The following is a 22,680-nucleotide window of genomic DNA, read 5'->3' as shown; positions in this document are numbered from 1 at the left end:
CTTAGAAGCCTCCTCGGCGGCGATAATAAGTTCTTAATATCCAATCGGCTGTTATAGCCACTGTCATACCAACAGCCGTCGCTAAGATGGTCGGCCCTACAATTTCAGTGGGATTGGCAGAGTTAGCTGCTACACGAACACTGATAATGGTAGCTGGAACAAGAGTGAGACAAGAAGTATTCAAAGCCAGAAAGGTGCACATCGCTTCTGATGCCACAGGACGATTACCGTTTAGTTTCTGCATTTCTTGCATTGCTTTCATACCAAAAGGCGTTGCTGCACTACCTAGTCCCAGTATATTGGCACTCAAATTCATGATGATGTGTCCGAGCGCTGGATGATTCGATGGAATAGAAGGAAAAAGCTTGGCCATCACAGGCCTAGCAGCTCGTGCTAATAAGTTAACGAGCCCTGCTTCTTGGGCAATGCGCATGATACCTAGCCATAAAGCCATGACTCCAATCAGTCCTAGAGCCACAGCGACTGCCATTTCTGCCCCTTTAATGGCTCCTTCGGTAACTTTGTGAATTTCTCCTTGTGCTGCCGCAACGGCAACTCCAACAATGATAAAAATTGTCCATATCCAATTCACGATAATCACCTCCGACTGGTACAAGCTTATGACCAACCGGGATAGGCTAGAACCGGATTAAGGAAAGAGCCAATTCGTAGAAGCTTCTCCTCCACCGAGCATGAAAATATCGCCGGAAAAGGCATAAGGAAAAAGAGTTAAAATATGTTAATTCATGGGAGGGTTTTGGCTACCTTCTCCGAATTAATTTGGTATGATTGGTAGGGCTGGAATAAATACCCTCCTGGAAGGTAGGTTGGTTCTGTGTGATGAAAGAAAAAAAAGAAGCCGAATCTTTTTGGAATGAAGTGCTTCAACCAAAGCTGAAAGGCTACGTTCGACCTTTTCTGATTCCTCTCCTTGTTCTATTTCTCTTTCTGTTTTTACCGCCTTTACTCGTCTTAGCTTACTATTTACAAGATCGACCTGCTTTCGATGCCGATTCTCTCCTATCGATGCAAGCCACCTCTTTTATTTATGATAAAGATGGCGAGTTGATTACGGCTTTACATGGCGAGCAAAATCGAATTCCTGTATCGATTGAAGAAGTTCCTGAGAATCTACAAAAAGCCATATTAGTCGCTGAAGATTTACGTTTTCACAACCATCAAGGTATTGACTTGCGAGCTATATTGAGGGCTTTTTTTACCAATGTTCAAGATGGCGGTTTTTCTCAAGGTGCCAGTACGATTACGCAACAGCTGGCAAAGAACGCTATTTTATCACCGGAAAAAACAATTCAACGAAAAATTCATGAGGCCTTTCTGGCTTATCAAATCGAAAGACGATATACCAAAGATGAAATCCTAGAAATGTACTTAAATTGGATATACTTTGGTCATGGTGCTTATGGTGTGCAAGCAGCTGCACAAACCTATTTTAATAAAGATATTCGTGATATTAATTTAGCAGAAGCTGCTTTGCTTGCAGGTATGCCTCGTCGCCCTAGCTTTTATTCTCCCATTCATAATGCAGAAGCTGCTTCTGATCGTCGTAGTACCGTTTTGCACCTCATGATTCAAAACGGTTTGATAACACAAGAAGAAGCAAGAATGGCCGCTTCTGAGCCATTACCCCAACAAGTACACATAAATTCTTTACAATATCCCTTTCCTGCGTATGTCGATTACGTGATTGAAGAGTTGACGAGTCGCCATGGCTATACAGACAGTCAGGTCTTCCGCGGAGGTTTGCATATTTATACAGCCATGGATCGAAGGTTGCAACAAAAGATTGAAGAGGTTCTCTCCAGCGAAGCCTTTTTTCCACCGAATTCTAGCGACCAACTTGTTCAAGCGGCTATGGCTGTGATAGAACAAGAAAGTGGGTTGATTCGTGGCCTTGGCGGTGGACGCAATTACGATGGTGTTCGTAGCTTTAATCGAGCCAGTCAGTTAAAAAGACAACCAGGCTCGGCGGCCAAACCAATTTTTGTCTTTGCACCAGCCATGGAAGCAGGCTTTCATCCGAATGATATCTTACCAGATAGTCCTATCAATTTCGGTGGCGGCTATGTCCCTAGAAATTATGACAACACCTATCGCGGCCATGTTACCATTCGACAGGCAGTTGCTCAATCTATCAACGTACCGGCTGTTTATCTTTTTCGCCACATCGGCCCTACTGTAGGCGTTGACTTTGCTCGTAAAACGGGATTGCCCATGGAAGGTGAAGAACCTTATCTGTCTCTTGCACTTGGAGGTATGACCAGAGGCGTCTCACCTCTGCAAATGGCCGGCTCCTATGCCTCCATGGCCAATGGAGGGATTTATAATGAGCCTCACGCAGTAACCCGGATTGTTGATTTTCAGGGACGGGAAAAACCGATCGTTCCAGATATCAATCGAGTACTTAGTGAAGTAGCTGCCTACCAAATGACGGATATGCTGGTAACGGCTGTCCAGTCTGGAACAGGCACAAGAGCGCAGATGAACAGACCTGTAGCAGGTAAAACAGGGACTGTGGAGCTACCACCCATCGCAGAATTTCGCAATCTCCGCGGTAACAAAGATGCCTGGTTTGTCGGGTATACACCAGAACTAACCTGTGCAGTTTGGATGGGTTATGACAGAACAGACCGCCATAATTATTTACGTCAAATCTATGGTGGTTCCTATCCTGCTGCAATGTTTCGAGAAGTTCTCAATAGTGCTTTACAAGATCGACCTGTGCAAGCCTTTGCCCGCCCTGCAGAAGTTTTACATGCTGCAGGTGACTTTATAGGCCGCTCCGCTTCTGCCTCAACGATCCCTTCTGATGGAGCCAGCACCGCTTCGGCAGAAAACGATTCCAACAGTTCAACTGCGTCAACTGATTCTACAGCTTCTTCCTCTAGTTCTTCTGATTCCTACTATCCATCTTCTACATCCAGATATTCAAATTCTTCCTCAACCCCACCAGCTAATGGCTCAACGTCTTCTCCTACAAACAAAGCACCGTCATCAATTGATAATTCTACTTCTCTCTCAAACGAAGAAGCCAAAAAACTGGCTGAATTGTGGAATAACGTACCTGCCGTTCCCGATCTAGGAAATGATAGTGGCAGCCCCACAAAAAGCTCCACAAGTCCTCCCTCAACGTCAAAGCCAACAGAACCTGCACCGACTACGAAAGCACCCACACCTTCAGATTTTCTCAATAACACTTCGAATGTAGAAAAAAAAGGTACTGAAGGCGGATTAGAAGATTAAAGCTTTGTTTCGCTACAACTTTGCTCTAAAAAATAAAAAGAACCTTGAGTTTCAGTGAAACTCAAGGTTCTTTTTATAAGTCCTCTCTGTCTGGACGGTACAACCAAATGAAAGTAGCACAGCATTATGCCACAATCACTGAGCACTACGAAAAGTGGCCTTAGCTTAGCAGATTTTTTCCGGATTAACAGTGGATCCTTCTGGATTCTCATCACAAGGCTCTTTATCAGGACTCTCACACTCTTCTTTTTCCATCATGCACTTGAGGCGATCCATCATCTGCGGAGCTAAATCAATTAAGCGATCGACCATAGCTGTACCGTCTACAGGCAAAAGACGCACACTTCCGTTGTGTACGACAAGAAAGCCTACAGGTTGAACTGATACACCAGCACCACTTCCGCCTCCAAAAGGCAACGCAGAGGCCCGTTCTTCTGGCTCTTCCATTCTGCTATCGGTACTAAACTCTGAGCCACCTACCGCAAAGCCACAGGCTACTCGTGAAACTGGAATTATTAGACTGCCGTCCGGGGCTTGTACAGCGTCGCCGACGACGGTATTAACATCAACCATTTCTTTGATACTTTCCATGGCTGTTCGCATAAGACCTTCGATGGGATGGTTCATTCTTTCCTTCACCCCCCTTAGATAACACAGGCGGCATAATTCCGGCATGCCAAAGTCCGGTAAAAATAATATGACCCGGTCGTAGGGTAACTATACAATCAATATGCATATCAAACCGTTTTCCTTGATACCAAGGATTCACGAAAACTCTTGGCTTTTCATCTTTTCTATCCAACAAGTAAAAAAAACGACCTAGCAAGGACATCTTAAGTGTCCACAAAAACCCTGAAAGCATGGCCGTTTCAAGGGCATCCGTTCCCCCTACATGGCTTCCCCAGTGTAGCTTTCGTATCTGAAGCTTTTTGGCGTTACGACGTAAATAACTTAAGTATTGCCGCGTCTTAGGAATGGCCCGTTGTAAAGTGCCAAACATCTGCATCATTTCTTTTTCATGATGCTTTTCTTGCGGCGCCTCTGCTTTCATCGATGGCAATCCTTTTTTATTTTTTTCTATTTTAGATGTAAAAGGATTTTTAACAAGAGGTATGGCGCGATTAAAGAGGAGCAAGTTAACATCAACTCTATTTTTTGCTCCTTTTTTGTCATATGTAATCTGCAAAGTTAGTGGTAATTGAAATAAAAGAACCCCCAGGCTCAGGAGCAATGTCCCAACCAAGAGGGTTCCCAGAATCAGTTTGGTCACCATTGGGAAATCCCCCTCTATCTCAGGAGGATATTATTCCCAATTCAATTCTGTTTATTCCTTTTATATTCGTTCTTTGACCACTTCTACCGCTTTGGATCGTAACGCTTCTGCTTCTGCAATAAGTTCATCTCTTTTTGCTACGGCTTTCTCTACATAGGCTTGATCTTTAATCACCGGTATGTTGATATCTACACTTAGTAAAGCGCCTTTCAAAGCGGCCTCACCGAGATAAGCACCTACGCCTACATCGGAAATGGCTACTTTGTTCCCCAGTGCAGCCATTTTTTGAGCTACCTGCAATCCTTTGATCGTTGCTTCTCCAATACGTAGAGGTACATCAGTTGCTGCAATGGCCGCTTTTTGCAGTGCTTCCGCTCGCAGTGCTTTTTCTTCTTCTGTGTTTTTGGCCATTTTAAAAACATCCATATAGTTATTGAAAGCGTCTATATCGGCTTGAACAAGTTCTTCTAGTTCTTTCATCAACTGATTGGATTGGGCAAGCAGTTCTTTTACTTCTGGTTCTACGTCTTTGTATTTTTCTTTTCCCACTGTTAAGTTGCCAACCATAGCGACCATGGCCGCACCAAAAGCACCAGCAATGGCCGATACAGAACCACCGCCAGGTGTTGGTGCTGCTGAGGCTGACTGCGCAAGCACTTCTTGTAAAGATTCTTCAAACAGCTTTTTCATCTATCCCATTCAGCTCCTATAAGCCTTTTTGCATTTTGAGTCCTTCTACGACATTGTTAAAGAGTAGGACTGTTGTACAAGCACCGACCCCACCGGGAACAGGCGTAATCAGTGAAGCTACTTCTGCCACTTCTTCTGTAACAACATCGCCCACAATGCGTCCCTCGACTTCATTGATACCTGCATCAATTACAACGGCACCTGGGGCAATCATCTCTTTCGTAATGAGACCGGCCCGACCTGCCGCAGCAATGACAATTTCCCCAGCTTGTACTTCTTTGGCGAGGTCTTTAGTGCCAGTATGACAGAGTGTTACAGTGGCATTCTTTTGTAAGAGCAAAAAGAACAAAGGCTTGCCAACTGTCTCGCCTCGTCCTACCAAGACCACTTTCTTGCCTCGCAAATCAATACCGGAGCGTTCTAGCAATATAATGCAGCTTTGCGGTGTCGCTGGTACAAGAGCTGGGCGTCCCGCCACAAGGTAGCCTCGGTTCAATGGATGAACACCATCAACATCTTTGCGTGGATCAACTTTTTCCATTACTTTTTCTTTCGAGATATGTTTTGGCACAGGTAACTCTACCATAATGCCATGGACTTGATCGTCTTGGTTCAGCCTTTCAATCAACCTTAATACTTCTTCTTCTGTTGTCTGACCTGGTAAATGGAAAAGTTCAAAGTCTATGCCTACATTGGCTGCGCTTTTTTCTTTAGAACGAGCGTAGAGTACCGAAGCCGGATCGTCTCCCACGAGCAAGACAGCCAGCTTTGGTTGAAAGCCCTGGGCTTTTAATTTTTCCACTTCTGCTTTTACTTCGGCTCGCAATTCAGCCGCCATTGCTTTGCCGTCTATATAGTTTGCCATTTTGTTAAGCCCTCTCCTTTTTTTCCTGTATAGTACTTCCCTACTTCTTACGATTCCCGATGACTCTGCAAAAAGTCGCGGACTGCAGCATTAAAGTGAAGGGGTTCCACGAGATGAGGCCAGTGGTTCCCTGGAACATTGGCGATTGTTAGGTTTTTTAGGTATTTTTTATAGGGTTTTACGAGAAATTCGGCTCGATTGACGCCTTTTTCCGGCTGCACAAAAAGTGTTGGCACAGTGATTTCTTCCGTCAGACCTGCTACTTTCATAACATCTTCGAAAATTTGATTGCGTGCTGGTATAACAAATTTACTACCCCAGCGCCCTTCTCCTTTTTCTTCGAGTCCTTGACGAAATACTTTTTGTTGTAGTTCACTCCAGCCCTCATACTGGCGCAGTTGCCGTGCTTTGGCTTCCGCTTCTTCATAGTTGGCAAAAGGACCCATGCCTTTGAGGCTGTCTAAAACACGATACAAAATGGGGAAAGATAGCTTCATGAGAGCTGGCATTTTGACAATGAAGATGGGATCAATAAGCACCATGCTTCGAAAGCGCCCACTCTGCTTGCGAGCCCAGATCGGTGCTAACTTACCCGTCCAAGAGTGGCCCACGATATGGGCTGAAGACCACTGCAAATGATCCATCAATTGTTCCAGATCATCGATAGCATGGTCAAAAGTATAGCCTTTATGAGGCTTGTCACTTTCTCCGTGGCCACGCATATCCGGTGCAATAATGTGAAAATCATCTTTAAGCAAGTCGGCTAGATCAGACCAGACAAGCGCATGATCGCCCAGTCCATGAAGGAGCAAGAGAGGTTCTTGACCCTTTCCTTTCCACTCCAAGTATGACAGAGTAATACTTCGTAGTTTCAAAGTATGACGAGTTGATTCCATGATAGGTTCCCCTCCCTATAGTTCCTTTCTTTCTTGCTTTTTTACTGGCTCGCCCTCATTATTCCGCTCCTGTTCCTCAGGGAAGGTCAGATCCGGTTGAACAAAGACTTCATCTAAAGACGGTAATTCCTCTAACGTACGTAAGCCAAAGTGACGAAGAAAGTGGTCTGTTGTGCCGTATAGAATGGGTCTTCCCAGTGCTTCTTTTCGACCTTTTTCTTGAATCAACTTTTTGCCAAGCAGTGTAGCTAGAGAGCGATCGGCTTTGACGCCGCGAATTTCTTCTATTTCAGCCCTTGTTACAGGCTGGTGGTAGGCAATAATTGCCAATGTCTCCAGCGCTGCTTTCGATAAGCCCTGGGGGCCCTGGGGTTTCAAAAACCGCATAACATAGGCGCTGTATTCAGGTCTTGTCGCCAAACGATAGCCACCGGCAACTTCTTCCAATTGCCAGCCTCGTCGTTGCTGATCATATTCTGCTGCGAGTGCCTTTAGTTGCTTTTCTATCTCCTCAGGTGGTAAACCAACAACATCAGAGAGCAAATCCAGCGGCACAGGATCGGGAGATACAAATAAAAGGGCTTCTAATTCACGAGACCGATCTTCGACAAAAAGAGGGTCCAATTTAGTCCTCCCCTTATATACTTGGAAAGCTTGTCCCAGTCATGAAATTTGTCCAGGAAGCAAATAGATATCACCAAGAGCTTCTTGTTGAATTGCTTGAATTTTTCTCATTCGGATTAACTCTAATAAAGCTAAAAAAGTTACAATTGCTTCACTGACACTATAAGATGAGCGCAAGTAGTGCTGAAAAAGCACTGGTTTTTCTCGTCCTTGCGCTTCCACTTTCTCTAGTAGTTCTTTCATCCGCTGTTGAATGGAGATTTCTTCTTTTGGGATTTCTGTTACGAGCTCTTTTTCCTCTTCTTCCTGAAGAGCATTGCGCAAAGATTCGAGCAAATCACCTATCATAATACCTTGTAAAGGGTCCTCTTCCGCAAAGAGATGCGCTAAACTGGCCGGATCGATGGATCTTGGGAAGTTTCTCCCATACTCTTCTTCTTTTGACTTTAGTAATTCTGCGACAGCTTTGTATTTTCGATATTCTAACAATCGATCAACCAGTTCTTGCCGCGGATCAATTTCCTCAGCTTCTCCTTCTTCGGACGCTGCCGGCTTGGGCAAAAGCATCCGTGCTTTGATAGATAGCAATGTGGCTGCCATGACAAGAAAAGAGCTGGCCACTTCCAGGTCCAACTCTTCCATTTGTCGCAAGTAGTTCAAGTACTCTGCTGTGATTTGACCAATTGGTATATCATAGATATCCAATTCTTTCTTCTCAATCAGATGAAAGAGCAAGTCAAAAGGTCCTTCAAAAACAGGAAGATTGACTCGATAGGTCATCTTTTTACCTTTCTAAAGGGCCTTTTACACCCATAGCTTCTCGCACTTGCATCATTGTTTCAGCAGCAATGGCACGAGCTTTTCTGGATCCTTCTTCTAGAATCTCATCGACCAAGCCGGGTCGAGAAAGCAACTCTTGACGACGTTCCCGAATCGGTCCTAGGACTTCTTCTAGCTTAACAGCAAGCCGTTTTTTACAAGCCACACAACCAATGCCTGCACTGCGGCAACCTTGGGCGTGCTCCTCTACTTCTTCGGCATTGTAAATCTCATGATAGCTATGAACGACACAGACAGAAGGATCGCCTGGATCGGTCTTTTTCACGCGAGATGGATCAGTAACCATCAGACGAACTTTTTCTTTCACTTCTTCTGCTGATGCTGATAAAGGAATGTCATTGCCGTAGGACTTGCTCATTTTACGTTTATCAATGCCTGGTAGGAGGGCTACTTTCGAAAGCAGCGCTTGTGGCTCCGGGAAAAGCTCTTGCTGATAGAGATAATTAAATCGTCGTGCTACTTCTCGACAAATCTCAATATGAGGAAGTTGGTCTTGTCCAACAGGAACATGATCGGCTCGATAGAGCAAGATATCAGCTGATTGTAATAAAGGATAGCCTAAAAAGCCATACATGTTAATTTCTTTTCCTTGTTGACCGAACTGCTGCACCTGGTCTTTGTAAGTCGGACAACGTTCTAACCAGCTAAGGGGTGTCATCATCGAGAACAGCAAATGCAACTCAGCATGTTCTTTAACTTGAGATTGTACCATAATGATGCTTTTCTCAGGATCTAAGCCTGCGGAAAGCCAATCTAAAGCAATTTCACGAATGTTATTTTGTAAAGCTTGTACATCTTCAAAAGAAGTGGTCAGGGCATGCCAATCCACAATGCCGTAAATGCAGTTATAGTCATCCTGTAAGCGTACCCAGTTCTCTAGGACACTCAGGTGACCAATATGCAAGCGGCCTGTAGGTCGCATGCCACTAAAAATTGTGCCTTTTTTCACCGTTTTGGTTCCTCCTAAAAAGCGATATCAAAAAAATATAAAAGATCCTATAAATCGACCTATGGGATAGATAAAGCCATCGTGGACGAGTATCCAAAGAGGTCGAATGATCATTTGTGCAATGCCTGTAACAACAGCTACAATAAGAATGAGGGGACCGTATTGTTCTACCTTACTCATCCAGCCTAGATGTCGGTACGGTAACAATCCTGCTAGTACTTTCGAACCATCCAGTGGTGGAATGGGGAGCATATTAAAGACAGCCAAAGAGATATTTACAATAATCATCCATTGTAAGACGCTATGAAGTTCCGGCTGTCTGTAAAAACCAACAAGCAAAATCATCGATATAAGGGCTAAAAAGATGTTCATGGCCGGTCCCGCTAAGGAAACATACATCATGCCACGTTTTGGGTCGCCCCGAAAGTTGTAAGGATTTACATTGACAGGTTTGGCCCATCCAATCGGCGCAATGATCAGCATCAAGGTGCCAATGACATCAAGGTGCGGCAAAGGGTTAATCGTTAAGCGACCTTCCTGTTCCGGCGTGGGATCCCCAAGCATCGTAGCGGCCTTGGCATGGGCGTACTCGTGAAGGGCTAAGCCCAACAGTATGGCCGGCGCTTTCGCCGCCAGAGAAGCCAAGGATAAATCAAGCATTTTTTCCTCCTAGTCTTTACTTCCATAACCCAGTTCAATCAAGATCTCCCGTAACCGTTGTCGTTCTTCTTCAGAACTTTGCACAGTTCCATCCAATCTTTCTACACGAAGCCTATTCATAATCTCTCCGTAAATTGGACCAGGCTTAATGCCCAAGGCTTTAATATCATTGCCTGTAATAGAAATACTCGTTTTTCGGATTGCCTGCCACGCTTCCAAAAGGAGGATAGTCTCTTGAACGGGATAGGTTGCTCGCAGGGAAAGAAAGGCTTCTACAGACCAGCCTTGTAGTATCTCATCTAGTTCACTGTTTTTTCCGCCTTTTAACCATTTATCTAGCTCTTGCGCAACTCGAAAGCCTTCTTCTGATATTGTTACAATGGCTTCACGAATCCAAAGCTTGAGAGGATACCGTTGAAGAGCTACTTCTATTCCGTCAGGCTTGAGGTGTTTGGTAAGAACCAAAAAGTAAGAAATCCACTGACTCTTGCTATCCCACCATTGCTGCTCTTTTAAGAGATGCTGAAGGGTGGTAACATTGGCTAGTTCGCTTTCAAGCCCATCGCTCCACTGGAGATCGGGCAGAAAAAATTCCCAAATACCGAACTCTGTAACTCTACACAAGGCTGGTACAGGATTTTTTTCCTGCAAAATCAACAACAACTCGTCAAACATGCGCTCAAAAGAAACTTCTCCGATCATTTTCCGTGAAATCGCTTCATGGGCAAATTCTAAAGTCTCTGCTTCCATCATAAAGCCATAACGTTGTTCAAACCGTATGGCTCTGATAATTCGAGTTGGATCTTCAACAAAGCTTAGGTTATATAGGACACGAATTAAGCCTTGTTCTAAATCTCTTCGACCTGAGAAAAAGTCAACGAGATAGCCAAAAGCAGGTAAATTCAGCTGTATCGCCAAGGCATTAATGGTAAAATCACGACGATAGAGATCTTGCCGCAAATTCGATGCTTCTACCTGAGGAAGCGCCGCAGGATGTTGGTAAAATTCTCTACGTGCAGTAGCTACATCGATTTTCTGATCATCCCAGACAAGCATGGCTGTTCCGAACTTCTCATGAACACGCAATCGAGCTCGTAAAAAGCGAGCCAACCTTGTAGAAAAAGCAATGCCATCGCCTTCTACCACAAGGTCTATATCAAGGTTTTCTACTCCCAGCAAGAGATCACGTACAAAGCCACCTACTACATAGACTTTTACGTTTGCTTCGTCAGCCAGTTGACCAATGTTGTGGAAAAGATGAAGAATCTTTTCTGGCAAACGTTCTTCCAGTAAAATATCGAGCCGATTGTCGTCAAGAAGCATTTTAGGCTCTTCTGGAGATAAAGAAGGAAAGTTGGTGCGATAGATCCGAGGTGTATCGTCTCCGTGTAACGTACGCAGTACATCTGTACGCGATACAATTCCGATGAGCTTTCCTTTTTCTAAGACTGGCAGGCGTCCAATGTCTTGTTCAATCATCAACCGTTGAATTTCTCGTATTGAGCTCTCTGGACCGATGGTGATAACGTTACGAGACATAAAGCCTTTAACAGGTGCATGACGAAGGCCATGAAAAAAAGCTTTGTCTAGATCGCGGCGACTGATAACACCGACCAATTTATCACCATCTACGATGGGCATGCCTGTATGACCATAACGAAGCAATACTTTTCCTGCTTCTTCAATCGTCGTATTCGAGGTCACCGATTTGACAGGCGATGACATGATCTCTCGAGCCCCTTTTTGGGGTTCTATGGTCTCATAGAGTCGCTCCAGTAAGATCGGTACAATCTCTTCTGGAATGGCACCTTTTATGGTAGCAGCAGCTGCAGCGCCGTGACCGCCTCCACCTAAAGGGAGCAGCAGTTTGTTCACTTTCACATGCTCAATTCGGCTACGGCCTACAACAACAACGCGATCGTCCATTTTGACAACAGCAAAAATAACATCGGGACTTTCATTTTCACTAAGTTTATAGACGAGCAAGCTTAGCCCTTCAATATACTCTTTTACCGTCGCCTGGGTTATAACAATCTTCAGACCTTGAATCATATGCACTTCTGCATTTTTCATGATCATGTGAAAGAGCATTCTTTGTTCTACCGAAAGCGGTCGATCGATAAATTCGCTAACAACAGCTAAGTTGGCTCCTTGCTGCAACAAATAGGCAATCGCTGCTGCATCGCGGGCTGTCGTCGTAGAAAACATAAGGCTGCCTGTATCTTCATAAATACCTAAAGCGAGTAAAGTCGCATCGAAAGAAGTAAGCTTTACCTTTCGTTTCTGCATTTCTTCTACAATCAGCGTTGTAACAGCGCCTACATTGTCTTGATTGATGTAGGAGCCTACAGCATCGTCTTCCCCTGGAGGATGATGATCGAAAATATGCACATCTACTCGAGGATCCCGTAAAAGCTTGCCCAAAGGACCGACACGATTGGGCGACTTCGTATCCACCAGAATAATTCTTTTCACTTTTTGCGGATTGATTTTCTTGACGCTTTTGAAGCCCAATGTATCTTTGTGCAGAGCCATAAATTCTTGTACATTCGCCCCAAGCTTGCTCGGTAAGACAGGAACAGCTCTTGGGTACAATTTGTGTGCTCCATAAGCCGAAGCAATGCCATCAAAATCCGTATTATTGTGGGTAAGAATAATCTCCAAGCTCCGACCCACCTCTTGCTTTATCGTTAATTCTAAATATTATACCATGCTTTCTTCCCCATCGTGAAGAAAGGTTCCTTAACTTATTCTGTTGATAGCGGTCTTAACATTTCTACTTTTTCAATTTCCTTTGCTCCAAATTGAAAAAGTCTTCCATAGGCTTGTTGAAGACAAGCAATTTTTTCCTGATGGGCTCGGTAGACAACCCATTGTCCTTCTTTGCGTTCTTTCACTAAATCAACAGCTTTCAAGCGACGCAGGTGTTGTGAGACGGCTGGTTGGGTCATGCCTAGATAGTTGACAATTTCGCAAACGCAAAGGGGCTTGTTCATGAGCAAAGCTAAAATGGTTAATCGACTTTTGTCGCTTAGTACTTTGAAGAGTTCGACCCAGAAAGAGAGATCTTCTTGTTGTTTCGTTTCAATCATGCTGTAGTCTATCCTCCTTCAGTGATAACAGTACGTCTTAGTCGGGCATGGCTGGTTAAGACGAAAATAGATAATTTGTGGTGGGTCAGGCGTTATGATTTCCTTCCGAACGGACTCATCCCACGCCATGAACGGCAGCAAGCTGCCGATGGCTGAGGTCTGAAGTCCTCTCTCCAGGAATTCATAACGCCTGACCCAGGTACATTTTGCTGGTTGTGACTGAGTTTGGGCCTATTGCAAATACAATAGGCAGCTGTGTAAACATAGCAGGACGTTACGCAAAGCAATGTCAACGGAAAGTAACAATCAGTAAAAAGCCCTCTGGGCCTGGGCATCACGCTTTCCGCAGCGGGACTTGGGACCTCAGCTGTCGCCAGCTTGCTGGCGGTAACAGCGTGGGACCAGTCCAGAGCGGAGGAAAGCGTGATGACCAGGCCCCTGCACAAAGTAACCCCAACGTAATCAGAAAAAGCTGATTTTCATCAAATGGTTGTGCCCGACCGGGCATGGGGGGTTAACAGGAAAAGGCCTTCCACAGTTCAATGCCGGAAGGCCTTTGCTCGCTTATGCAAAAAGGTTTTTGATTTCCTCTTCCGAAGGCAGCTTTCCAGAGAACTTTACCTCTCCGTCCACAACCAAAGCGGGTGTCATCATTACACCATAAGACATAATCTCTTTGATATCGCCTACTTTGGATACGGTAGCCTTTTGACCTAGCTCTTGAACAACTTTTTTTACTCTTTCTTCTAGCTGGTTACATTTTGGACAGCCCGTTCCGAGAACTTTAATATCCATAGAATATCTTCCTTTCACTTTTTCTGTCTTATAGCGTTATCCCCAAAAAGTACCGAAGATAAATCCACTGATTGTCGCCATCGTTACAACCAAAACTACATAGACGGCTGTTTTCTTAAAACCCATGATCTGATGAATAACGATGACGTTTGGCAAGCTTAAAGAGGGACCTGCTAAGAGCAACGCCAAAGCGGGACCTTTGCCCATGCCGCTTCCTAGGAGACCTTGTAAGATAGGCACTTCTGTCAGTGTGGCAAAGTACATAAAAGCACCAAGAAAAGCAGCCAAGAAGTTGGCACTGAGAGAGTTGCCACCTACAAGAGCACTCACGTATTCTGCAGGTATGATACCACTATCTGTGCCAGGTCGGCCCATGAGAAAGCCTGCAACGAGAACACCGATTAAGAGCAACGGGAAGATCTGTTTGGTAAACGACCAAGTTGATCCCACCCACTCTTTTCGTTCTTCTTGGGTAAACCAGCGTTTCAACAGTATAGCCAATAGAATCAACAATGAGACAGTAAGAGGCCATTTTATGGTATAGACAAAGTAGAAAAAACCTCCATCTTCCGGTGGTCTTCCCCAAGAAGCTGTAATTAAGAGTAAAATCATAGTACCAAAGTAGACGATATATTGCCAGAGGCTCCGTCGATCTTCTTCTGCAGGTATATGGAAGGAAGCAACTTCTTTTTCTTTTTCCTCTTTCAAAAAGATAAGGTGCATCAGAAGACCAATAACAATGGAAAAAACAATCGCTCCAATGGCTCGAGCAACACCTAATTCCCAACCTAACACTTTTGCTGTTAGTATAATAGCGAGCACATTAATGGCCGGTCCCGAGAACAAGAAAGCCGTTGCTGGTCCAATACCTGCGCCACGCATATAGATGCCAGCAAAAAGTGGCAAGACGGTGCAAGAACAGACGGCCAAGATAGTACCTGAGACAGATGCTACAGCATAAGATAAAACTTTATTGGCAGCAGCACCAAAATACTTGAGCACCGCTGCTTGAGATACGAAAATGGCAATGGCACCGGCTATAAAGAAAGCCGGGATCAAGCACGTTAAGACATGCTCTCTTGCATAATCTTGTAACATATAAAAAGCTTCTATCAAGGCACCTTGTACTCTGGCACTATCTAGAGGAATATAAAAGGCAGCCAAAAAAATCAAGAGCATGAGTAGAAATTTGTTGCGCTCTTTCATCAGAAAAAACCTCCTGAAAAAGCATGGCCAAAAATAGAGATAAGGAACAATCTCAACATTATATAATTATATTCTTATATATGTTATATCACTTTACCATAGGGAAGATCAAGAAAAAAATGCGGTACCAGCTCAAAAAGCTGGGTACCGCATTTTAGTTTCGATAATCGATAGCCCTATATAACCATGCTTAGGACAACCTTTTACTCTCTCTCTTCGACTGTTTCAGCGACGGTTTCGGTAGCTTGATCCTCTGTTTGTTTTCTTAATTGTTCCATAGCCAACTCATAAAATTTTTCTGACATCTTCCGTCACCCCTTTCACGTAGTCTCACGAGTATGTTAATAAGATTGCTTCCGTGGTTATAGGATATTCATTCGATACCCTTATCTTTGTAGATAAGGTGGAATCCGATCATTGCGAATGAGATCATCTAAGGATTCTCTTTCTACAACGACTGCAGACTGTCCATCGCGAACAAAGACGACAGCAGGACGTCCAATGCGATTATAGTTCATAGACATGGTGTAGTTGTAAGCACCTGTGCTTGATACAGCGAGAATATCGCCACTTTCTGCTTTTGGTAAGCTTACATCCCAGATTAACATGTCTCCAGATTCACAACATTTTCCTGTAATTGAAACAACTTCTTCAGCTGCTTGCTCTGCTTTGTTGGCAATCATGGCTTCGTAGCGGGAGCCGTAAAGAGCAGGACGAGGGTTGTCGTTCATACCGCCGTCTACAGCGACATACTTGCGAACGCCATGAATTTCTTTGACAGACCCAATGGTGTATAAAGTCGTTCCAGTAGGACCGGCAATGGAGCGTCCAGGTTCGACGACCACTTTCGGAATGGTCAATCCTCTTTTTTCAGCTTCCCCTTGTACAGCACCAAGAACGGTTCTTGCATAGTCGTTAATATCGGCTGGTTCGTCCGATTCTGTGTAACGAATGCCAAAGCCACCGCCAAGATTCAAGATGGAAGTAACAGCACCAGTCTTTTGGTGAATCTCTTCAATAAAGTTCATCATAACTTCCGCAGCGTAGCGGAATGATTCTAGTTCGAAAATCTGAGAGCCAATATGACAATGAAGTCCATCGTAGATAAGATTGTTACATTCTACAACGGCTTGAATTGCTTCCATGGCTTGACCTGTAGGGAGAGGAAAGCCAAATTTGGAGTCAATTTGACCTGTTCGAATAAACTCGTGGGTATGGCATTCAATGCCTGGCGTAATGCGCAAAAGCACCTTCACCGTTCTGCCTGCTCGCCCAGCAATGTTGTTAAGTCGTTCCATCTCATAGTGATTGTCAAGCACAATGTGGCCAATGCCATATTCTATAGCTTGTTGAAGTTCTGCGTCTGTCTTGTTGTTGCCATGAAAGTATACTTTCTCCATGGGGAAGCCTGCTCTGCGAGCCGTATAAAGCTCACCACCAGATACAACATCCAGTCCAAGACCTTCCTCTTCAATGACTCGACACATGGCCAGGTTCATGAAAGCTTTAGAGGCATAGATGACTTCGCCATTTCCTGATGCACTAAAAGCCTGATAGTAGGCTCGACAGTTATCACGAAGAAAAGTCTCATCCATTACATAAAGTGGACTTCCATGTTTTTGTACCAATTCAACAGTGTCGCATCCACCTATGGATAAATGCCCTTTTTCGTTAATCATCGCTGTACCTTGAAGTTTCATGATTCCTCGCCCCTTATCTGTATAGCCCATTCTAGTTGTGATCCATTGTAACCCATATCTCGAAAAGTACACAAAAAAGCCGCCGAGCGTTCTCGGCGACTTATTACGTCAACACGAAAAATGCCCTCTCTACTCCCTAGTAAGATAGTGCTCCACCACAATAAGAGCGCCTTAGAAAATCAAGGTGGGAATGCTCCGTGGTGACAGTCCTGCAGCTATTCACTGCAGACCCAGCTGGGACTTGTGCAATCGTCTCAGCTTCGGCGGTTGAACCCTTTCAATTCAATGCATCGTCCATGCCTTTGGACCTTCTTGAATCTACTCTTGAACTACCGCGCCTCTACCTCAACTCCTTCGAGATGAGGCATACCCTATGCTGTTGTTACTGGTACATAAATTGTAGCACCTCTATAGTTTGCTGTCAACAACTCTAGAGCATCCATTTTAAGTTTATGTCAAAGAATTAAGAAAGGATACTACTTTTCAATTAAATAAGACCAGTAGCGAAAAGGCATATAACTTCGTTGTTGTTTCAGATTCTTTCTCTCTGTAATAGTAACATTGTTGAAATAATCTTTCCACAGTGCTTGATACTCTTTTTCTTCCGGCGCAAGACTGATGACTTGCTCTCTATTAAGATCTGTTAGAATCCACTCTTTTTGATTATAAAGAGCCGCCATCGATCTTTTCTTATCATGAATAATCCAATTCTGATCAGCCAGTCGTCTTGTAAAGTGTGGCGCTAGCAATCCAAGAATATTGTGATCTGTTTCCATAGGTCCATAGTAGATATCATCACGTAATAAACGAAATCGCAATAAGCCTAGCATGCGATGTCTCTCTTTAGCCACTTTGCCGCTCAATTGATGAATTGTCCAGACCGGATCGACAAGATAGCGATCTACATCAGGACCGACTTTCCAACCGAGACGAAGATATTGATAGATAAATAGCTCTGCTCCTTTTGCTTCCGATAGAAAAGCATAGGCACTATGACGAAAGGCCTGAGAGGAAATTTTATTCTGAATCGATTGCACTACTTTTTCTGCTTTTTCTGGATCTGTCTCAATGGTCACAGAAGATGCAAAAAGTGACGCCGTGTAGACAGACGCAAGCGAGTGAATCTCTTCTGGTTCCTCACGACGATAATAGGCTTCATAAATGGAAGTAAGAAGTCCCTCGAAGGAACCATCATATAGATAAATAACCATCTTACTGATACGGTATTGGATCTTGTAGACCTAGATTATGAAAAGCTTGTCGACGATTTATACAACTCGCACAAACCCCACAGGCGGGACTTTCTCCTGCGTAGCATGTATGGGTTAGATGAAGGGGGCAATCTAAGCGTAAGGCGATTTGTAAAATCTCTTCTTTCTTTAAATAAAGCAAAGGCGTCTCCAAGCGCACCCCTTCTCCAAGCACACCTCTTTCGGTCCCTTGATCAATAACCTGCTGAAAGGCCTCAATAAATGGAGGTCGACAGTCAGGATAACCCGGATGATCAAGAGCATTCACTCCCATATAAAGCGCTCTTGCCTTGATTTTCTCGGCATAAGAAAGAGCCAATGCTAGAAAGAGAATATTGCGAGCCGGTACATAGGTATCCGGAATTTCATCCCCTTTTTGCTCGAGCGAATAGGTCTTTTGCTCACCTCTTCCTTCAGTGGGACGAGCCTTCGACAAGGCATTCTCGGCAAAAATATGGCCCAGCTTGATCACATGATGAGGCGCCTCATAATAAGCGGCCACAGCTTTAGCCGCTTCAATTTCCCTTCCATGACGCTGCTCGTAATCAAAAGTTATGGTATACAAGCAATAGCCTGCTTCTTGCGCCAAGGCCATTGTAGTCGTAGAGTCCAAGCCGCCTGATAGAATGATCAGGGCTTTTTCTTGTTCCTTCACTCTCTTAGCCTCCTCATCAGGAGATTTTTTCTTTTATTCTATCTCTTCGTTGGGGTATAGTGCAATGCTTCACACTCAACTTGTCACCGGAAGCTAAATGTCTCTGGATAACAGGTTTTACGATACAGCATAACCATCGGAGCTACTGAAAAAGTTCCTACTTTGGCTAGTACGAAAATGGTTAATTGCTACTCTGTGGTGGGGTCAGGCGTTATGATTTCCTTCCGAACGGACTCATCCCACGCCATAAGCGGCAGCAAGCTGCGTGAAAGGCTGAGGTCTGAAGTCCTCTCTCCAGGAAGTCATAACGCCTGACCCAGGTACATCTTGCTGGTTGTGACTGAGTTTTGGCCTATTGCATTGCAAATACAATAGCCGTTGCGTATAGCAGGAAGTTTCGCCAAGCTATTCCAACGGGAGTAACAATCAGCAAAAACCCTCTGGGCCTGGGCATCACGCTTTCCGCAGCGGGACTTGGGACCTCAGCGTATCAGTAGCTTGCTGGCGGTAACAGCGTGGGACCAGTCCAGAGCGGAGGAAAGCGTGATGACCAGGCCCCCGCATAAAGTAACCCCAACGTGATCAGGAAAGTTTGGTCCAACAAAACCAATTTCCAAAAACCTCCTTGATTACCGTCATTCCAACAGGGGAACTGTAAAGGTAGTCCAAGCCATTACAACAAGGAGGCCTACAAAAATGGAACCTTTTGTACAGCAACAAATTCAAAGTCTGCAATCCCAACTCCGCCAAGTAGAAACTGCATTAAGTCAGATGGAACAATCGGAGCGTCGCAACCAACAACAACTTGCTTCCATTGCCCAAAGCGAAGGACAATCTCAAAACCAACTGCGTCAACTACAAGGCATTTGCTCTCAAATGACGCAGCAATTACAAACTATCGCTAGCCAAAACCAAAGCTACTCCACTCGTTCTTATCCCATGGGCACAACCATGACACCGAACACTTCCATGACCACCATGGGCATGACCAGCACAACACCTTTTAGCACCTCCTACGGCAGTACCATCATGGGTGATGGACCTAGCTATGGTACGGACAGTCAAGGTATGAGCACCTATGGAACAGGAACAACAGGTTTTGGATCAACGACCACTTCTGGAACGGGCATTTCTAGCTACGGTTCTACTGGCATGGGCAGCACCACTAGCTTCAGCAGTCCTAGCATCGGTATGAAGCACGATGGCCCACCGCAAGATTTTTCTAGCGCTGCAGGCACTTACAGCACTCCTTCCTATACAATGGGTCAACAACAACCTTTCACTACAACAACCATGGGCGGTTCTGGTTCTACCTATACATCCCCTATAAACATGACCATGGGAACACAAAGCACTTCTATGAACCCTACCACTCAGCAAGGATCCATTCGTGGTGATTATAGCCCTTATGCCTACAATTCCAGCCAAATGCCTTTCAACACATCTGGTTCAAGCTATTAATTGAAAAATAACAAAGAGAAACCGGAGAAGGGAATTCTCTCTTCTCCGGTTTCTTAAAGCAAGGAGCAGCCGATAAGGATGAGCCATGATAAGAAGTATCCTGAGCAAGGTCAGCCAGGTAAAGCAATGGCACCAACCCCGACAGGTGACTATTCTTCAAGGGATCTACAACACTCTACGGACCCGACCATTCCAGGTAAAACAATAGAGCGCGCACCCGATCGTCATCCTCAATCGGGCACCAATGACCCAACAGCCCACCAAGATGAACATCATCAAGTTCCAAAGTTTATGATCGATGAAAAAGTAGCACCGCCACCCGGTGATGTCCATCGCTGGCAACGGGAACATGTAGCCCACAAAGATGACCAAAGTAAAGAAGGCTATCCCTTAAATGTCATTCTTGATCCAGCCATGCGTGTTATGTACAAGTCTGTACACGATCAAGGCTTGACCAACGTCTTCGACCGCTTCACAGAACAAGAAAAAGTTCGTTGTAAATTTTGCGTAGAAGGATTGTCCTGCCAACTCTGTGCCAACGGTCCTTGCCGTATCTCTGAAAAAGTGCAGCGTGGTGTTTGTGGTGTCGATGCTCACGTAATGGTTGCTCGTAACTTTATGTATCGCCATGTCACCATCGGCACTGCAGCCAACGTCTATCATTGTCATCAAGCGGCCCGCACGTTAAAGGCCGCAGCTCTTCATCCCGAAAGTGGCCTTAAAATTCGTGAACCAGAAAAATTAAAACATTGGGCCTCTCTTGCTGGCTTAGACACAGGCAAAAGCGTTAACGATCTCGCCGCTGATTTTGCCAATTGGGTTATTGCTGATATTTGTCGCCCTCATTATGAACCTTCGCAGACTACAGAAGCTTTTGCTCCCTCTCGCCGTAAAGAACTCTGGCGCAAGCTTGACATCTTTCCTGGAGGAGCCAATGCAGAAGTAGCAATGGCCCAAAGCATGTGCATGACCAATTTAAATGCCGACCCCATCTACTTCCTACTTAAGTCGGTCCGATTGGGCGTCGCCAACGAATATCAAGGACTGCTAATGCTCAATATCATTCAAGAAATTCTGATGGGCACCCAGCAACCGACCATTAAAAAGCAAAACATGGGCCTCTTGAAAGAAAACCGTGTCAATATTATCACCAATGGTCACATGCCGCTCTTGGCTCATGTACTCATCGAAGAAGCCTCTTCCGATGAATGGCAAGAAAAAGCCCGACAAGCAGGTGCCGAAAGCTTACAAGTACTTGGGCACGTCTGTGAAGGGCAACAATTGATGAACTATTCGGGCATTCACAACCTTAAAGCTTTTGGCAACCAGGAAGGCGAATGGCTGTCAGAGGAATATCTCTTTGCCACCGGGGCTGTTGATTTATGGACTTTTGATTACAACTGCACAGTTCCCACCTTGCCACTCTATGCAAAACGCTATGGCACAAAGATGTTATCGGTAGACCCTGTTATCCGTATGCCTGATACAGAGTCTCTCGACTTCCGTCCAGAAATAATGCGAGAACAAGCAAGAAAAGCCTTGGAAATGGCCATCGATGCTTTCAAAGCTCGAAAAGCCGAAAAAAGACAAGTCTATATTCCACCTTATGTAAGCGAAAAATGCATGGTCGGTTTCTCCACCGAATCAGTAAAAGCAGCTCTCGGAGGTTCTTTCAAGCCACTGATTGATGAAATCGCCAATGGCAATATTCGTGGTATTGCTACTATCGTTGGTTGCACAACGGCTCGCTATGGTCAAGGTGGCAGCAATATCTTCAAAATAACACAAGGTTTAATTAAAAATAATATTCTAGTTCTTTCAGGCGGCTGTACTTCTAGTGTCATGCAATATGGAGGCCTCACCGATCCGGCTGCAGCAGCCGAAGCAGGTTCAGGTCTGCGTAAAGTCTGTGAAGCTCTAGGCATCCCTCCTGTCCTAAACTTTGGAGCTTGTGTCGATATTGGTAAAATGACCTTAACAGCCAAAGAGTTGGCCGACGCCCTTGATGTTGACACGAACATGCTTCCTCTTGTAATCGGAGCCCCCGAGTATCTAGAACAAAAAGCAGTGGCTGACGCCTGCACAGCCCTCGCCTTGGGTTGGATGGTTCATGTAGCTCCGGTGCCCTCCATTACAGGCAGTGATCTAGTCGTCAAGACCTTAACGGAAACAACAGCCGAACTAGGACTTGGAAAAGTCGTTGTTGAGCTTGATGCAGAAAAAACAGTGCAAATCTATATCAATGAAATTGAGACAAAACGTAAAGCTCTGGGCTTGTCATCAACGCAAGTGCATTAATAGCGCCTAACAAAAAAAGAGCCCTCCAGTAAATCTGGAGGGTCTACATAGAGGGAGTATAACAAAAACCCAATAGGGTAAGAAGATAGCAATATTGTAACGCGCTACGGTTCTACATTTTCTTGTCTTTGTGAATCACTTTGCTTCTCATTTTTATCTCCCGCC

Annotated in this window: 20 protein-coding genes and 1 riboswitch; of the genes, 3 read left to right on the top strand and 17 right to left on the bottom strand. The window is 44.7% G+C overall.

From position 1 onward, the window contains the following. Position 1: 1 nt before the first annotated feature. Positions 2–595 (bottom strand): nucleoside recognition domain-containing protein, encoded by a 594-nt coding sequence (locus FTV88_RS15300; RefSeq protein WP_153726687.1) that lies wholly within the window; start codon positions 593–595, stop codon positions 2–4. Between the two features lie 245 nt (positions 596–840). On the opposite strand from FTV88_RS15300, the gene FTV88_RS15295 reads away from it, so the two are divergent. Beyond that, complete coding sequence (locus FTV88_RS15295; RefSeq protein ID WP_162008089.1) at positions 841–3,261, top strand: transglycosylase domain-containing protein; 2,421 nt, start codon at positions 841–843, stop codon at positions 3,259–3,261. Positions 3,262–3,426: 165 nt separating this feature from the next. Here FTV88_RS15295 and ytfJ read toward each other — a convergent pair whose 3' ends face one another. The 16 genes from ytfJ to queC all read right to left on the bottom strand — a co-directional run bounded on the left by ytfJ (position 3,427) and on the right by queC (position 18,756). Next, complete coding sequence (ytfJ, locus tag FTV88_RS15290) at positions 3,427–3,888, bottom strand: GerW family sporulation protein (RefSeq protein WP_153726405.1); 462 nt, start codon at positions 3,886–3,888, stop codon at positions 3,427–3,429. After that, on the bottom strand, positions 3,827–4,534 hold the full coding sequence (locus FTV88_RS15285) for a DUF2953 domain-containing protein (RefSeq protein ID WP_153726404.1): 708 nt from the start codon (positions 4,532–4,534) through the stop codon (positions 3,827–3,829). Before FTV88_RS15285 ends, ytfJ begins: the two co-directional genes overlap by 62 nt. Before the next feature lie 60 nt (positions 4,535–4,594). Next, positions 4,595–5,224: a cyclodeaminase/cyclohydrolase family protein gene (locus FTV88_RS15280; protein WP_153726403.1), complete on the bottom strand. Its 630-nt coding sequence runs from the start codon at positions 5,222–5,224 to the stop codon at positions 4,595–4,597. 16 nt (positions 5,225–5,240) lie between these two features. Further along, entirely contained in the window at positions 5,241–6,089 is an 849-nt protein-coding gene (locus FTV88_RS15275) for a bifunctional 5,10-methylenetetrahydrofolate dehydrogenase/5,10-methenyltetrahydrofolate cyclohydrolase (RefSeq protein WP_153726402.1), read from the bottom strand. Positions 6,090–6,136: 47 nt separating this feature from the next. Next, positions 6,137–6,985 (bottom strand): alpha/beta fold hydrolase, encoded by an 849-nt coding sequence (locus FTV88_RS15270; protein ID WP_153726401.1) that lies wholly within the window; start codon positions 6,983–6,985, stop codon positions 6,137–6,139. A 15-nt stretch (positions 6,986–7,000) separates the two neighbouring features. Next, on the bottom strand, positions 7,001–7,609 hold the full coding sequence (gene scpB, locus FTV88_RS15265; protein WP_153726400.1) for an SMC-Scp complex subunit ScpB: 609 nt from the start codon (positions 7,607–7,609) through the stop codon (positions 7,001–7,003). Between the two features lie 39 nt (positions 7,610–7,648). Then, positions 7,649–8,389, bottom strand: a complete 741-nt coding sequence (locus FTV88_RS15260) for a segregation and condensation protein A (protein ID WP_153726399.1) — start codon at positions 8,387–8,389, stop codon at positions 7,649–7,651. A gap of 4 nt (positions 8,390–8,393) precedes the next feature. Beyond that, complete coding sequence (gene trpS, locus FTV88_RS15255; RefSeq protein WP_153726398.1) at positions 8,394–9,398, bottom strand: tryptophan--tRNA ligase; 1,005 nt, start codon at positions 9,396–9,398, stop codon at positions 8,394–8,396. A 27-nt stretch (positions 9,399–9,425) separates the two neighbouring features. After that, on the bottom strand, positions 9,426–10,058 hold the full coding sequence (locus tag FTV88_RS15250) for a site-2 protease family protein (RefSeq protein WP_153726397.1): 633 nt from the start codon (positions 10,056–10,058) through the stop codon (positions 9,426–9,428). A gap of 9 nt (positions 10,059–10,067) precedes the next feature. After that, positions 10,068–12,722, bottom strand: coding sequence for a CBS domain-containing protein (locus FTV88_RS15245; RefSeq protein WP_153726396.1), 2,655 nt, complete (start codon positions 12,720–12,722; stop codon positions 10,068–10,070). Between the two features lie 83 nt (positions 12,723–12,805). Beyond that, entirely contained in the window at positions 12,806–13,150 is a 345-nt protein-coding gene (locus tag FTV88_RS15240; RefSeq protein WP_153726395.1) for an ArsR/SmtB family transcription factor, read from the bottom strand. Positions 13,151–13,714: 564 nt separating this feature from the next. Continuing rightward, on the bottom strand, positions 13,715–13,945 hold the full coding sequence (locus FTV88_RS15235; RefSeq protein WP_153726394.1) for a thioredoxin family protein: 231 nt from the start codon (positions 13,943–13,945) through the stop codon (positions 13,715–13,717). Positions 13,946–13,981: 36 nt separating this feature from the next. After that, a complete protein-coding gene (locus FTV88_RS15230) occupies positions 13,982–15,151 on the bottom strand; it encodes a permease (RefSeq protein WP_153726393.1) in 1,170 nt (389 codons plus the stop codon). Between the two features lie 386 nt (positions 15,152–15,537). Beyond that, positions 15,538–16,851, bottom strand: coding sequence for a diaminopimelate decarboxylase (lysA, locus tag FTV88_RS15225; RefSeq protein ID WP_153726392.1), 1,314 nt, complete (start codon positions 16,849–16,851; stop codon positions 15,538–15,540). A gap of 137 nt (positions 16,852–16,988) precedes the next feature. Continuing rightward, positions 16,989–17,202, bottom strand: a riboswitch (Lysine riboswitch). A gap of 125 nt (positions 17,203–17,327) precedes the next feature. Further along, on the bottom strand, positions 17,328–18,062 hold the full coding sequence (locus tag FTV88_RS15220; protein WP_153726391.1) for a TIGR03915 family putative DNA repair protein: 735 nt from the start codon (positions 18,060–18,062) through the stop codon (positions 17,328–17,330). A 1-nt stretch (position 18,063) separates the two neighbouring features. After that, positions 18,064–18,756 carry a 7-cyano-7-deazaguanine synthase QueC gene (gene queC, locus FTV88_RS15215; RefSeq protein ID WP_153726390.1) on the bottom strand — a complete coding sequence of 231 codons (693 nt, stop codon included), beginning with the start codon at positions 18,754–18,756 and terminating at the stop codon, positions 18,064–18,066. Positions 18,757–19,452: 696 nt separating this feature from the next. Between queC and FTV88_RS15210 the strand changes: the two genes are divergently transcribed. Further along, positions 19,453–20,217 carry a prefoldin domain-containing protein gene (locus FTV88_RS15210; protein ID WP_153726389.1) on the top strand — a complete coding sequence of 255 codons (765 nt, stop codon included), beginning with the start codon at positions 19,453–19,455 and terminating at the stop codon, positions 20,215–20,217. A gap of 78 nt (positions 20,218–20,295) precedes the next feature. Beyond that, positions 20,296–22,515, top strand: a complete 2,220-nt coding sequence (gene cooS / locus FTV88_RS15205) for an anaerobic carbon-monoxide dehydrogenase catalytic subunit (RefSeq protein WP_243137199.1) — start codon at positions 20,296–20,298, stop codon at positions 22,513–22,515. Positions 22,516–22,680: the final 165 nt, after the last annotated feature.

This window comes from Heliorestis convoluta, assembly GCF_009649955.1.
Classification (GTDB): Bacteria; Bacillota; Desulfitobacteriia; order Heliobacteriales; family Heliobacteriaceae; genus Heliorestis; species Heliorestis convoluta.
This window is presented reverse-complemented; position numbering and strand designations above follow the sequence as displayed.